Source organism: Haloplanus aerogenes (assembly GCF_003856835.1).
Taxonomy (GTDB): domain Archaea; phylum Halobacteriota; class Halobacteria; order Halobacteriales; family Haloferacaceae; genus Haloplanus; species Haloplanus aerogenes.
This window is the reverse complement of sequence record NZ_CP034145.1, coordinates 3,168,875-3,182,641: the sequence shown is the minus strand read 5'-3', so window position 1 is coordinate 3,182,641 and position 13,767 is coordinate 3,168,875. Positions and strand designations below refer to the sequence as shown.

Here is a 13,767-nt window from a genome sequence, read left to right as displayed (position 1 = left end):
CATGGCACGCATAGACGGCGTCAAGGTGAGCGAGGGGGGCAAAGTGCTGTGGCCGACAGTGGCGTCTCTCCTCGTCGGTGCGCCGATCTACGCGATTCAACAGGGCTACGTCGAGACTATCCAGCTATTCGGTAGCGGACTGGGGAAGGTCGTCCGCGCTCCGGGTTCGTTCCTGGCGGAGTGGTTGGGCCTCCTGTTCAGCGGTGGCTCCCGTGCTATCTCGGCGTCTTGGTGGTCGTTCCTTCGTGACGTGACCTCCGTCGCTGGGCCGGCGTCGTTCGTCGTCATCATGCTCGGCGTGGTCGTGACGCTGTTTATCCTGTCTTGGGGGGTGCGTCGGATTGGCGTGTGAGGTTTCGAGTAGCGTCCCTGGATGGGTGCCGGACTGGATATTCTGTCCACGGGAGCGAATCCTGGAGGTCGTTATCTCGTGGTTCGTCTCCGGCCTGGAGTTCCTGATCGACGAGGTCGTGTACGCGGTCCAGACTGTCCAGGGCGAGGTAATCGGCGCGTTCGTAATCGCTGGAGAACAGACATGGGATGCGGGGCGCGTCGTGGCGCTCGTCGTCCTCGACCTCCAGCGGTTTCTGAACAGCGTCCTCCTTGACCTGGCAGGCGGAACCGGGTTCGCGGGTCCGATAGCGGCGGCGGTGACGTTCGCACTCGTCGTCGCGGCCGTGTTCGGGGCGCTCCAGTTCGGGACGTGGCTCCTGAAGTGGGTGACCTGACCATGTCGGAATTGAAACCCCTCGCGGCAGCCTCGGGAATGGCGTCGGGTGTGTGGGCCGTTTTCGAGTTCGGCCTGTTGAATCTCGATTCGCTCCTGGGCGTGTTCGTGCCGCTGGCGTATCGTATCGCTCCGCGTGTCTCCTGGCTCCCTCAGGACGCGCTGAACTACACGGTTTTCCTCCTGTCGGTCGTGTTCGTGGCCTTCGCGCTCGCGCGGCTGGCGGGGAGGGCTTACGAGAGAATCACATGATTCGACACACGGAACGGAGGTGTACAGCGTGCCGTTCGGGATAGAACTCCCGAACGTGTCGCTGGCGTCGCTCCATACGGTGCCGCTGTGGGTGTGGGGAGTGGTCGCGCTCCTCCTCCTGGCGGCGGCCTACTGGGCGACGCAGGAGAACAGCGGCCGGGGCGTCGCGAGACGCGCCCGGCGAGACAGTCAGCGAGCGGCGGCCGGCGTGGGCCTGCTGGGCCTTGGCGTCGTCGGGGCGCTCGTCGGAGCGGCTGACGGCCTATCCATGTTCCTCGGGGAGGCAGGTCAGCTAATCCTGTCGTCGCCTGGGTTCCTGACCCAGTTAGCCCTCGGCGGCCTCGGAGTGCTGGTCGTCGACGGGACGCTCCAGCCGACTGTGACGGGATTCGCGGCTATCGCGGGCGCGATTATCCTCGTCGGGTTGATGCTGTCGGAGGCTGGGTAATCATGCGACGGGTGTCTCGGCTGGCGTTCGTCGTCGTCCTCGTCGCGTCGATCTCCGTCCCGATGGTGGCCCCGGTCGTCGCCCAGGAGGCGGGGAACTCGTCCTCGACGGCGACGCCGGCCCCGGCGTCGAACTCGTCGGGGGCGGCGTCGAACTACACTATCCAGGGCCTCCGGCAACTCGGGACGCACCCGGCCGGGGCACCCGACTCCATGCGGCCGGAAGGCGATGCGGGCGCGTGGTGGCTCCGGCACGTTCCAGCGGCGCTGGGCGTCAGCGAGGGCGCGGAGGACGCGCGGCGATACGTGACGCCGAACACGGTCGTCCGTCGGAATCAGGTCTACCTCGGGTCGTTCCGTGGCTGGGAAAGCGAGGACGAGAAAGTCCGTGTTCACGTCGTGACCTGGCGCGTCGAGGAGGAGACGGAGAACGGGACGACCGTCGAGAAACAGCTGACGGACGTTCAGGAAAAGACGGTCACGGCGTCGCTGGCGGGCGGGACGTACGACGAGGCGCGGATAGACCTCCCGCCGGCTTACGACGGTGAAAAGTACGTCACGCTGTGGCTGGAGGGCGAACGCGACCGGACCCAGTGGGTGTTCCGGCTGAACAGCAACGCGGCGACGGCGTCCGTGCCGGCGAACAGCCAGGGCGACCTCGTCATGTTCGGGTTCGTTAGTATCTTCCTGCCGTTCCTCGGGACGGCGGTCGGGGCGGTCGTGCTCGACCGCTACCTCCTGAAATCCGCGGGCCGTGGGCCTGGCGTCTCCGTCCTGGAGTACGGGTTCCTCGGGTTCGCGGCGCTGTTCATGGGCGGGTTCGTGTTCTACAACGGCCTGATCGAGACGCTGGCAAAGCGGCCCGAACTCCTGGGCATCCTCGGCGGACTGTTCGTCGGCGCGCTCGCGATATGGGCGTTCTCCGACCGCGGGGAGGAGGCGCTGTTCCTCCAGTTCCGGGCGGCTGAGGCCGACATGGCTCCCGACGGGTCCGGGACGTGGCACCTGGCGAACCGGGTTCACACGGTCGTAGAGCGTTCGGACGGTCGGAAGGTCGTCCCTCGCGACGGCTGGGTGCCGTTCCTGGCGCGTGCGTGGCCGTTCAGCGACGCGGCTCCGCTCCTAGAGTTCGACGCGACGAACCCGGGAGCGCGGCGTGTGACAGCTCCGAAGGACGATCTCCTGCCCGAAGATGCGGACGACGACGAGGGCCTGTGGTCGCGCGTGCGAACGCGGTTCCCAGGCGACGAACAGGAGGATGAGTACGACGTGATCTACCTCGTCGATCCGACGGCGGAACACGTCGTCGACTATTCGGAGGAGACGTTCCGCTTGGGCCTCCCGGATCTCGTCGAGTGGCCGGAAGACGAGGAGGAGTTCGTGGCGGGCCGGTTCCCGGTGCCGTCCGTGGCTGTCGGGAAAATCCTGGCAGGGCTGGCGTTCGTGGGCGTGGCGTACCTCGCGGTGACGTACGTCACGACGAACACGACGCTGGGGGCGCTGGCGGCCGCTGTCGCCCTCGGGACGCTCGTCGTGACTCCGGACGCCGGCAAGGCGAACGTCTCACTCGCGCCCGCACATTTCGACGCGGTCGTGGGGAACATGGTTCAGGTCATGGAGGGCTACGCGGAGCGTGCCGACGCGGAGACGTTCCAGCGGAAGTACCACCAAAGCGAGGCGAAACGTCGCGCCCAGCGTCAGCGTGACCTGGAACGGAAGGACGTGAACACGTTCCGGGAGGTCGTCGACCGTCTCGCGCCGGACGAGGACGGGATGGGCGGAGGTGCGGAGCGTGTCGCCCGGAACCGTCGAGACGGGCGTACAGACGACGCTGACGAGGAGGAAGCCCATGCGTAGCGCGGCACCCGACGACGGGGACAGCGTCCGGGACGACCCGGCGACGGTCGAGGAGGGGAACGCCCGCGCCTCGACGTTCGACCGGGACGCGGTCGACCGACTCCTGAACGACCTCCCGGAAACCCAGGAGTTCCGCCCGGCGGTCGGGAAACTGACCCAGGATCAACGGGAGATAGTGGCGGAGTTCGTCGACGGCTTTCGATCACGGCGTGGGTTCGTCCGCTGGAGTCAGCGGACGGCCTTACACACGCTGGGGTCACTGTCCGGGGAGTGGTTCGTCGAGCGCGTGTTCAGCGGCCCGGACATGGCGGCGCTCCTGACCTCGCGGGCGCGTACGGCGTGGGTCGACGACCCGCCGGATCTGGAGGCGGCGGCCCGTCAGCGTCGCGCTGTCGCGGCGGTCGACGTGCTCCCGGCGTGCCTCGACGCGGTGCGGGCGCTCCGGTGGAACGCGACGGAGTACGTGAACGACCGGGACGACGACCTCCAGCCGGAGGCCGATCTACAGAAACACCCAGCCATGCGGCCGGCGCTGACGGAGATGGACGAAAAGCAAGGCTGGGCGATACGGCACGCCCTCGACGGGTTCGACAGCGAGGACGCGTTCCTGACGTGGGGGTCGTACCTCGGGGAGGCGTCGTTCGCGGAGGCCGACCGAGATCTCGTGACGCGCGTGCTCGTCGACGAACCGCACACGAAACAGATGGTGATTCGCCAGCCGCACGACGACCCGGACGGGCCGTTCTTCCGGGAGTCGTGGGCGGCGGTCGAACTCCTCCCTGCGTTCGCGACGGCGGCCCGCGAGGTCGTCGATAAAGCGGGCGAACTCGCGGAGGGCGAAAAGAAGGACATGGACGTGACACGACTATGAGTGAAACCTGGAGTGGCGTCGAGACGCTGACCGACCTGGAGGCCCGTACGGAGACGGGTACGTTCCTCGGCACGTCTCGGCACACCGACGCGGCCGATATGCGGCGGGAGTTCAGTATCCCGTCGTTCGACGAACAGGCGTTCAACTACCCGAGTACCGTCCCCGGGGCACTCCTCCATGCAAAGGACAACTCCGCGTATTCCCCAGCAGGAGGGACCGAGTTACTGGCGGAGGGTCCGATGGGTGCCGGTAAGTCGACGCTCCTTCTGGAGTGGTCGATCCGACTCCTTGAGGTGAACGCTGGGGAGGCGGTCGTGTGGCGCGGAGACGAGACGCGTTCGGAGTGGACGCCCCTTGCTCCGTGGGCGCGTGTGTGCCTCCCGGCGTCGTGCCGGGGCGGCGTGACCGCTAAGGTCGTCTCGACGGACGAGGAGGACGCGTACCGTCGGGAGGTCGACCTGAAGGAGGTCGTCCGCGAGGTCGTGTTCTACGACGACGTGGCGGACTTGTGGGAGCGGTGCGTGGAACCCGGCAAGTTCCATGTAGTCTATCCCGACCCGGAGATGCGCGGCTGTCAGGAGGCGTACGAACGCTCCTCGTCACACTACGAGGAGTTAGAGTTCTCCCCGGACGATCCGGTTCGGCACTGGTGGGTCGGTGCGCTCCTCCAGCGCCAGGAGTTCGGCCCGTACAGTTTCACGTCCTGGATTTGCGACGAGATAGGCGACATAGCGAGTCAGGACGCGAGCAAAGACGCGTTCGCGACGTATCAGAAGGTGGAACTCCTCCAGGACATCGTCGTCGACGCGCGGAAGTTCAACCTCTCGCTGTACCTCGCGGGACAGAACCCGGAAGACATTCACGACAAGGTCCGGCGAAAGGTGCGCTGGCGGATTACGATGAACGGACGGGCGAACCCGACGAGGGGGAGTCAGGTCGTCGGGTTCCGCTCGGTGCCGATGAACACGGACCTGACCTCGCGTATGTCGGTCGGGAAGGCCCTCATGTGGACGGAAACGAATTTCGAGGCGTTCGCGTGGGGTGACGTTCCCAAACCGACGGGTGAGGAGCTGCGGGTCGACCTCGACGCGTCAATCTCGAAGGCCGCGCCCGGCGAGACGAGCGAACCTGACGAGGGTCGGGGGGTGGTTTCGTCGTGATCGAACCGATCCACGAAGTTGTCGAGAAGATTACCGGATACGCGCCCGCGCGTGTCGAGTCGGATGGGAGCAAACCCCCCGGGTGCCTCCTGGCGGCGGTTGCGGTCGTCGTGCTCGTCGTCGCGTCGGCGTCGGTGCCGGCGGTCGGACAGCCGGCCGGTATGGTCGGCGTCCCGGACGCGAACGTTCAGGAGGACGTTCCCGCCGGGACGGAGGTCGGTGTGAACGCGAGCGATCTGGAGGGGTCGGTCATGGCGTCTCGTCACGCCTCGACGCTGGAGGTCGTCGTTACAACGCAAGAGCGAGCGAGTACGTACCTGGACGCGGACGGAGCGCGTGTGGGGACGGGCGGGGACGGCCTCGCGCTCGTCCTGCGCGACGACACGCACGACGCGGGGCGCGAGGTCGCGCTACCCGCGGGCGTCGTGAAAGAGACGCTGGGATACCTCCCGGAGACGGTGTACGGCCGGCACGACGACGGGACGCGCTGGCGACGGAACGTCGAGGCCGGCGGCGGCCTCCTGACGTTCGAGGTGCCGCACTTCAGTAACAACACCGTGACGTTCAGCGGCCAGGTCCGAATCTCCGCGACGCCGGCCCAGGACGGGAGTTCGTACAGTTACAGCGTGAACTCTCTCGACGCTGTCGATAACTTCAGTGTTCAGTTCACGGGTACGTCGACGACGGAGACGGATACGTTCTCACTATCGCCCGGAGCATCTACGTCCTCGACAATAGCGGGCGAAGAAGTGCCCTCCTCCGCGACGGTAGAAACGTCTTGGAGAACGGGGAACTCGGGCGACGGCCAAGACATCTACGATGCAGTAGAAAGTGAATGTGGGGGGTGTGATTCCCCGCAGGGGGTCAAACACACGTTTACCGATTGGCCCAAGGACTTAGCATCTATAAGCGTGGATTTGTCCACGTTCTACGACAGTACTTCGGCGCGCGTGACTGTTTGGGTCGATGGGACGGAGGTGTACAGTCAGGACAAAAGCCTACCGTCGGATCAAACACGAGTAACATACTCCGCAGATGTAAGCTCGTACAATAATGCCGACCAATACTCGATCAAAATAGAGTCAACATCCGGCGCGACTCCCGACCTACGTAGTGAATCCACGACGTACGACACGCCGGAGGACGTGTCTGTCACGGTCGACGGGTCGAGTAAATCGTTCTCCAGCCAATCCAGCAAATCGGTATCCCTCGACGGCGATACGTCGGTTTCGGCGTCTATGTCTGCAACGGGTGGGAACGGCGTCGGCGCGTCGATCTCGTACGAGGAGACGAGTTATTCACCGAACCCCTCGGTCGTCGTGAACGGTGAGACGACGAGTTACGCGGGAACCCTCGCTCCTGGGGAGACGGCGACGGTCAACCCGCCGGCAACCGCAGTGAACACGTCGAATACGGTCACGGTTCAGTTAGGCGGTTCGTCAGACGCTCCGACGCCGTCCGTGGACATGGAGTACGCACACGAAGCGCAAGACGAGGTCAGCGTGGACTACGGGGCCGAGACGTGGTCGGAGCGGTACAACTTCAGCCGGTACTACGCCAGCGAGACGGACAGCGCCAGCGTGACGGTGCCGTTCAAGTCGGACGTGCTCGCTGTCCGCGAGGTCAAATATCGCGTTGATGGCGGGTCGTGGGTGACGGTAAACGACTACGCGCTCCAGAACACGACGCTGACGGCACAACTCGGTCATGTGTCGGCTGGGTCGAACGTGACCGTCTCCGCGAACGGGTCTCGCGTCGACGTACAGAACGGGTCGATCCAAGTCACGAAACCGACGACGCCAGGGAACACGCTGGCGACGGAGTTCCGCGTCGAGTCGGCGGGTTCGGAGTTCGCAATCGACGTGTCGGGGACGGAGGAGGCCCAGTACCTCCACTACCTAACCAACGAATCTTGGACGGCTCCAGCGGAGTATTCCGTCGTCGAGGCGGATGGTCAGGTTCTCTACGTCCCGAACGTGTCCGCGGGCGCGACCGCGACCGCCCGCTCGTACGCTATGGAGGTCCACCCACAGAACGACGTTCGTGTCCGCCTCGTCGAGGCTGGCGACACGCCGGAGTTCGACGTGGGGCCGGCGACCGTGAAAGGTGACGAGGTCGAGTTCGTCCTGTACGGAACGGCCTCCGGCGAGGAGTACAAACTGGAGTCGCTGGAGGACGGCAAAGTGTGGGATAAGGGGACCGCGAACTCCCCGGTTCGGCTGACTATGGAGGACACGCACGACAGCCTGGTAATCGCGATTGTCGAGGCGCTGGCGGGCGGAGACGGGAGTGGAGGCGGCGGAGGCGTCGCCCCACTCGTCTCGACGGGCGCGGGGAACCCGCTCGTCCCGCCCTACATCATGATGGGCCTCGGGACCGGCGTGCTCCTCCTGGGTGGCGTCGTCGTCTCGCGGGCCGGCGTTCCCGTGTGGGTGTACGCGCCCGTGGCGGCCCTCGTCGGCCTCGTCACGGTCGAAACGCTCGCTCCAGGCGCTGTGTCGTACACGTTCGCGGAGGTCGGGACAATGGCGGGAGCGGAGCTTACGGGCGTCCTGGGTCAGGTCAGCGCACCGCTCCTCCTTGCGGGCGGCGGCCTCCTCTTGTGGGGTGCGTACCGGGTGATTAACCGGTTGACCCGGAAACAGAACGTGACACTCCGGCTCCGTAGGGGGCGTTGAACGTGCCGCTCCCGTTCGACCTGGCGGCGTCTCCGAAACTCATCGCGGGGGCGGGCGGCCTGTCGCTCGTCATGGCGGCCCGCTGGGTTTGGAAAGGTCAGGCGCTCGCGGCGCTGTTCCGGTACAGTGCCGTGCTCCTCGCGTTCGTGGGCGTGCTGGCGTTCGCGGACGTGGTCGCGTTCGACAGCGCCCGCGCCCAGGAACTCGTCCGTACGCTCGTCCGCGTAGCCACGACCGGGCGGCTGGGCGTGGGAACGGCCGCGGCCGGCGGCGTGTTCGCGTCTCCGCGCGGGTCCGTCAGGGCGCGGGCGATAAACGCGCTCGTCCGGGCGTCGGCGTACGCGTCGAGGGCGCGGGAGCGCGTTCGTACATGATCGACAGCGTCCGCGAGGCGGGCGCGTGGGCGTTCGCGCTCCTCTTCGGTGCCTGGTTTGTTCTCCATTTTTTCCTCCGGTCGTGCTACTGGGGCTGTCGGGACAGTCCCCTCGCGCTCGTCGTTGAGAAGTTCGGGTTCGGCGTCCTCGTCGACCTCGCGGCTGGCGGGGAGGTCGTTCTGTTCGTCCTGGCGGTCGTCGGCCTCGGGCTGTCGTGGCTCCGGGACCGGCTCCCCGTGTGACCCTCCTAAGCGTTCCTGATAACTCCGGTTAGCACAATCCCACCCGTTCCCCATCCTGGCGTGTTCCGTCGTCCTGGCGGTCGTCACGGCCTCGTACGGCCGGCCTGACCTCCGGCGGCGGGGCGGGGAGGCCGGCGGCGTTCTGCCGCCGGCCGATATTCTCTCTCCCCCTTAGGGGCACCTACCCTAAGGGTCCCTGACAACCTGGGTGGGCGGCCCGGACCCTCTACCCGGCGGTTAGCGACCCCAGCGCGTCGGCGTGCGGGCGTCGAGGGCGTCCGCGCCCGTATAATGTACGCGCGGAAACGTAGCGAAACAAAAGCGAGATGCCACGTTAACACCCAGGTGAAAGTAAAACGTGTGAGATAACAGTCCGGAATGACGATGCCTAAAATTTCTCAAACTGATACAGAGCGTAAGAAAAGACGGCTGGGAATAGCGCTCGCTCGCGACGTGCCGGCGCGAAGCCGGCAGCGATCTACGAAAAGAGGGTCGCGGTCAGCCTGGCGGGGCGTTGAGGCTGGAGACGCGAACGCGAACGTCGCACTCCCCCAGCCGCTCGTCGTAGAGGCGCTGGAGGAGGCCGTCGGCACCTATCGGGGCGTCACGGAGGAACGCCCAGGACGCGCCGTCGTCGTCAGCGTCGAGGCCCTCGGCGTCGTCGTGTTCGTCGGAGTCTCGCTGCTCCTCCCGACGCTGGCGACGCTCGTCGGCTCGCTCCTCCAGGTCCTCGGCGGAGTCGCCGGGGCGTGCCTCCTGGAGTACGTCACCCGCTCGCTCTAGGAGGTCACGGGAGACGAACACCACGAGGACGGGGTTCCCCAGCCGTTTCAGGACGCCCTCCTCCGCGAGGCGGGCGACGTGATAACGGACGGTCGACCGGGCGAGGCCGGTTTCCCGGACGAGGTGGTCGTACGTCGCTCCGCCCTCGCGCTGGATAACGCGGAGGAGGTCGTACACGGCCGTCGTTGACTCTTTCAACGCCTCGCGGTACACGGCGGTCGCACGGTCCTTGTACCGATTGTGGAGCATTTCACGCCGTCCGTCAGGTTTCAGGTAGCCCCAGCGTGGCGCGGCGGGTCCCGCGAAAAAGTCGTCCTCGACGAGGTCCGCCCGACCGATACTCGCCCATTCCGCGTGCGTCGCGACGACCGCTTTCAGATAGTCGAGGACGGCGTCCCACTGATCGACGTGCGGGAGTTTCCCGTCCTCGACGCCGTCGAACGACGCCTCCATTTTCGGGTGCCGGAACGGGTCGCTGGGTGGCTTCTTGTGCCAGCGGTCGGCCTGGTAGATTTTCAGCTCCGTTTTGAACTTCCCCGGTGCGTCGAACCCGAGAAGGTCCCAGCGGCCGGAGGAGACGCGGGCCTCCAGCCATCCCTCCTGGAGGCGGCGCTGGGCGGCGTCGATCTCGGCCTCCCCACCCCACTCTATCAGGTTCTTCGACTGTTCGACCGTCTCGACGGCGGCGTTCTTCTTCGCGAGGGCGAACCGGATGTGTGCCTCCGCCTTCGCGATACGTCGGGAGTCGTAGTTCCGGTCAGCCTCAACGTCGACGGCGTCCTCCCCGTACGCGGCGCGTAGCGCGTCGTACGCACGCGTTTCTACGGCCTCCCCTGACTCCGCCCAGGTCGTCCAGGCGACGAGGCGGGTTCCTTCCCCGTACGGACACTCTAGGACGTTCCCGTCTTTGTAGACGAGGTCGCGGTACTGTGGCATGACTTCGACGTGGAGAGCGAGTGGTGGTTTCTCCAGGAGGAGACCGTCGACGAACTCCTGTCCGCGGTTCGCGTCGTCCTCCTCGACGCCTTCCGCGACGACCTCGCGGAGTTTGAGATGCTGTTCGTAGAACGGAGAGTATCCGTTCGCCCCGTTCACACCGGCTTTCCATTTCGAGGTCGTCAGGAGGAGGGCGAAACGACCGTCAGGAAGCCACTCCGCGGAAAAGTCAGCGTCGAGGAGGTGGGGTTCCTGTTCGTAATCGCCCACGTGCTCGCGCCAGTACGTGACTGCGCGGTCGTACAGCGTATCGCGGTCTCCCGGACGCTCGTCCTCGCGGCTGGGCGCGAGGTCGTTCAGGACGTTTTGCACAGCGGCCCCATGTTCGACCGGTTCCGGGAACGTCGAGGAGGTACGGCTGACCGGGAGGCTGTCGCCCTCCGGGTTCGTGTCGGTACTCATTCCGCTTCGCCTCCCTCAGATTCGATGAGAGGAACGTCGGGCCACACCTCGACAAGGTGCTCGTCAGTGTACGATTCTGACTTGACGGCCTCGGACGCCTTCTCGCTGGAACGGTACGCCCGCGCTGGATTCCCGTCCTCGTCGAGGAGAACGTACAGGTGCGTTTCGACCGGGTCCGTCACTCCGACCCCTCCAGTTCGTCGCTGTCGACCTTCTGAATCACGTCGTCGACGACGCGGGCGATAACCTCTCCGTGACACAGCGGGCCGTCCTCATCGAGACGCTGGCACCAACAGCCGAGTACCTTCCCACGACAGCGTTCGACGAGTTCGCGACGGAGTTCTGGACGCTCCTCCAGTTCGGTCAGGAGGGCGTGGGTGAACATGGCGACGGACTCCTGTCGGCCGAACACTTCGACGGGGTACGGGTTCCCCAGCCACCCGGCTGCCCCGGATTCGTCGACGGACAGAAAGTCGTGCTCCCCGCCGTCTCCGTGGCGGCCGATATACACGTCCGTCTCGTCGTGCTGACAGTGACCGACGCGGGTTCGCTGTTCGTCGTCGCCCGGCTCGTCCTCGTCCTCGTCCGCGCCGCCGGCCTCGGCGTCGATCTCCTCGACGCCGTCCACCTGAAGCGCGTCGACGTGTCGACCCGCGGGCGCGAGGTCGTCGCGACGGACGGGAACGTAGCGCGGGTAGTCGGTGAAACTGACCTCGACGCCCACGAACTCGTCACTCCAGCCGGCGGCCTCCGGGCCGCGGCACGTCTCGGGGACGACGACCTCGGCGTGCGGGGAGTCGAATCCGTACGCACGGACGGAGGAGACGCCCGCGTTCGACAGCGCCCCTTTCAGGGTCGCGTCAGCGAGCGAGGCGACGGCGATCTCTATCTCTCCCTCCGTGTACTCTATCGGGTTGTGTGTGACGGGACAGGCGACACGGCCGTCCTCGTCTTTCACCTTCAGGCGCGGGCGGTCGAACCGCTCGACGCCGAAGTCCTGGAGGCTCACTGGTCGACACCTCCGTCAGAAAGTGTTTCAGAGACGTTTCGGCCCCGATTCCGATTCGGTTGATCCGCCGGGTCGGGGTACTTGACCTCCCGTCCGGCGGCGCTTCCGGACTGGATACGCGGGCGCGAATCGCACGCGAGACACCGGTGAGCAACGTTATCCTCGTCCCCGAGGGTTCGCCGGAAGTCGTCGGAGACGTGGGTGCCACAGAACTGGCACTCAGAAGGATTCGATTCGGGGTCGAGGGGAATCAAATCCACCACCCCCTCGCCGTCGGGCGGCACTTCCGCTCTAAGTCATGGAGTCGAACGGAAGTAGGATGGGACCGCCGTGATTCGAACACGGGTCCAACGCACCCCATGCGCAGAGGATACCACTACCCCACGGTCCCGCGTTTCGAGCGAGGACCGTGGTCGGGTTAAGCGTGTCGCTTTGCGCTAGACGAGCACCCGCTCCAGATCGACGACGACGCCCGAATCGGCGTTTGGATCGCCGACGAGTCGACCCAGACACACTGCCGACCCGTTCGGCGTGACACAGGCGACGAGGGCGTCCTCGTCGGCCGGATCGGCGTCGACGGTTTCACCGGCGCTTCGAGGCGTCGGTGACGCCTCGCTGTCGATGACGCCGGGGGCGTACACCGGCGCCCCCGTCGCTACCTGTTCGGCGGCGCTCGGGGCGATGGTCACCGCCGGGAGGTCCTCCAGAATCCGCTCGGCAGGGGCGACGATCTCCCGAATCGGCTCCTCGTCGCCCTCCTCGGCGAATGCGAGGGCGTCGGACAGATCGTGGAGCGTCACGAGATCCCGATCGTCGAAGGGGTCGGTCGCAGTCCGGCGGAGGTCGCCCATGTGTGCCCCCGTCCCGAGTGCGAGGCCGAGGTCGTGACACAGTTTGCGGATGTAGGTGCCGCTCTCACACTCGATCCGGAGGAGGACCTGTCGGTCGCGGGTTTCGAGGGCAGTCAGATCGTGAATCGTCCGGGTACGGAGTCGACGAGCGACGGCGCTCTTGCGCGGCGGTTTCTGGTAGATCTCGCCTTCGAATTCGGCGAGGACGCTGTCGAGGTCGGCGGGCGGGCGCCCGTGGAGTTCGAGGACGGCGACGTACTCCTTGCGGCCCTCCAGAAAGACGGGCGCGAGGCGGGTGGCGTCGCCGAGCATGACCGGCAGACAGCCCGTCACTTTCGGGTCGAGCGTGCCGGCGTGGGCCGCGCGGTCGACGTCCGCGAGGTCGCGCACCCATCCGGCAACTTGGTGGGCGGAGGGGCCGGGCGGCTTGTCGAGGTTGACGACGCCGAACGAGAGCAGCGCCGCGAGCGAGCGGGTTCCAGGGGGATCGCGAAGGTGAGTCACAGGTCGAGACTGTCGAGGTCGACACCGTTGATGGTGTAGCGGCCCTCGTCGACCGCGGGATCGTAACGCTCGATGGCGGTCGTGAGGATCGCCAGTACGTCCGGGGCGGTCCACCGCGCCGTGTTCACGACGAGGTCGTAGATGGAGAGGTCGTCGATGGGAATCTCGTAGTAGTCGCTGTAGCGTTTCCGCTCGCTTCGCTCGCGGCGGAGCGTCTCCTCGCGTGCCCGTTCGATCGACTTCTCTTCGCGGTCGGCGATGCGGGCGGCCCGGACGTTGACCGGGGCGTCCAGCCAGAGTCGGAAGTCGGCGTCGGGTGCGAGCCAGCCGGCGAGTCGGGATTCGAGGACGAGACCGTCGCGGTCCCGGGCGATCTCGTACAGGCGCTGATCGAGGTCGCGGTCGATCCGCTCGTCCTCCTCGGCGAGTTCGTTGAACTCGACGGGCGTGTAGCCCCGTTCGGTGGCGAGTTCGCGAAAGATGTCGCCGCCGCTTACGTGCTCCAGATCGAGCGCCTCCGCGAGACCGGCGGCGGTGGTGCTCTTCCCACTGCCCGCCGGTCCGGACACGGTGAGTAACATACCGCCACTCATGGGGGCCGACTAAAAGAGCGT

Annotated in this window: 16 protein-coding genes and 1 tRNA gene; 10 read left to right on the top strand and 7 right to left on the bottom strand. The window is 66.3% G+C overall.

What is annotated here, in order from left to right; genetic code table 11:
* Position 1: 1 nt before the first annotated feature.
* From DU502_RS16310 to DU502_RS16265, 10 genes are all read left to right on the top strand, one after another.
* Positions 2-352 (top strand): hypothetical protein, encoded by a 351-nt coding sequence (locus tag DU502_RS16310; protein WP_121921968.1) that lies wholly within the window; start codon positions 2-4, stop codon positions 350-352.
* Positions 342-728: a hypothetical protein gene (locus DU502_RS16305; RefSeq protein ID WP_133412391.1), complete on the top strand. Its 387-nt coding sequence runs from the start codon at positions 342-344 to the stop codon at positions 726-728. The genes DU502_RS16310 and DU502_RS16305 overlap by 11 nt, the downstream gene beginning before the upstream one ends.
* Positions 716-979: a hypothetical protein gene (locus DU502_RS16300; RefSeq protein WP_124897103.1), complete on the top strand. Its 264-nt coding sequence runs from the start codon at positions 716-718 to the stop codon at positions 977-979. The genes DU502_RS16305 and DU502_RS16300 overlap by 13 nt, the downstream gene beginning before the upstream one ends.
* A 28-nt stretch (positions 980-1,007) precedes the next feature.
* A complete protein-coding gene (locus DU502_RS16295; RefSeq protein WP_124897102.1) occupies positions 1,008-1,427 on the top strand; it encodes a hypothetical protein in 420 nt (139 codons plus the stop codon).
* Positions 1,428-1,429: 2 nt separating this feature from the next.
* On the top strand, positions 1,430-3,283 hold the full coding sequence (locus DU502_RS16290) for a hypothetical protein (RefSeq protein ID WP_121921972.1): 1,854 nt from the start codon (positions 1,430-1,432) through the stop codon (positions 3,281-3,283).
* Positions 3,276-4,154 (top strand): hypothetical protein, encoded by an 879-nt coding sequence (locus tag DU502_RS16285; RefSeq protein WP_121921973.1) that lies wholly within the window; start codon positions 3,276-3,278, stop codon positions 4,152-4,154. Before DU502_RS16290 ends, DU502_RS16285 begins: the two co-directional genes overlap by 8 nt.
* Positions 4,151-5,314, top strand: coding sequence for an ATP-binding protein (locus tag DU502_RS16280; RefSeq protein ID WP_121921974.1), 1,164 nt, complete (start codon positions 4,151-4,153; stop codon positions 5,312-5,314). The genes DU502_RS16285 and DU502_RS16280 overlap by 4 nt, the downstream gene beginning before the upstream one ends.
* Positions 5,315-5,940: 626 nt before the next feature.
* Positions 5,941-7,992 carry a hypothetical protein gene (locus DU502_RS16275; RefSeq protein ID WP_124897101.1) on the top strand — a complete coding sequence of 684 codons (2,052 nt, stop codon included), beginning with the start codon at positions 5,941-5,943 and terminating at the stop codon, positions 7,990-7,992.
* Between the two features lie 2 nt (positions 7,993-7,994).
* Positions 7,995-8,366, top strand: a complete 372-nt coding sequence (locus DU502_RS16270) for a hypothetical protein (protein WP_121921976.1) — start codon at positions 7,995-7,997, stop codon at positions 8,364-8,366.
* Positions 8,363-8,608: a hypothetical protein gene (locus DU502_RS16265; protein ID WP_121921977.1), complete on the top strand. Its 246-nt coding sequence runs from the start codon at positions 8,363-8,365 to the stop codon at positions 8,606-8,608. Before DU502_RS16270 ends, DU502_RS16265 begins: the two co-directional genes overlap by 4 nt.
* 498 nt (positions 8,609-9,106) lie before the next feature.
* Here DU502_RS16265 and DU502_RS16260 read toward each other — a convergent pair whose 3' ends face one another.
* The 7 genes from DU502_RS16260 to cmk form a co-directional block, all read right to left on the bottom strand.
* Positions 9,107-10,789, bottom strand: coding sequence for a winged helix-turn-helix domain-containing protein (locus DU502_RS16260; protein WP_121921978.1), 1,683 nt, complete (start codon positions 10,787-10,789; stop codon positions 9,107-9,109).
* A complete protein-coding gene (locus DU502_RS16255; RefSeq protein WP_121921979.1) occupies positions 10,786-10,971 on the bottom strand; it encodes a hypothetical protein in 186 nt (61 codons plus the stop codon). Before DU502_RS16255 ends, DU502_RS16260 begins: the two co-directional genes overlap by 4 nt.
* Complete coding sequence (locus DU502_RS16250; protein ID WP_121921980.1) at positions 10,968-11,798, bottom strand: DUF4326 domain-containing protein; 831 nt, start codon at positions 11,796-11,798, stop codon at positions 10,968-10,970. Before DU502_RS16250 ends, DU502_RS16255 begins: the two co-directional genes overlap by 4 nt.
* Positions 11,795-12,058, bottom strand: coding sequence for a DUF7563 family protein (locus DU502_RS19225; RefSeq protein WP_449271743.1), 264 nt, complete (start codon positions 12,056-12,058; stop codon positions 11,795-11,797). The genes DU502_RS16250 and DU502_RS19225 overlap by 4 nt, the downstream gene beginning before the upstream one ends.
* 60 nt (positions 12,059-12,118) lie before the next feature.
* Positions 12,119-12,189, bottom strand: a tRNA-Pro gene (locus DU502_RS16240).
* 46 nt (positions 12,190-12,235) lie between these two features.
* Entirely contained in the window at positions 12,236-13,153 is a 918-nt protein-coding gene (locus tag DU502_RS16235; RefSeq protein ID WP_121921981.1) for an RNA-guided pseudouridylation complex pseudouridine synthase subunit Cbf5, read from the bottom strand.
* Positions 13,150-13,734, bottom strand: a complete 585-nt coding sequence (gene cmk, locus DU502_RS16230) for a (d)CMP kinase (RefSeq protein ID WP_121921982.1) — start codon at positions 13,732-13,734, stop codon at positions 13,150-13,152. The genes DU502_RS16235 and cmk overlap by 4 nt, the downstream gene beginning before the upstream one ends.
* Between the last annotated feature and the right edge of the window lie 33 nt (positions 13,735-13,767).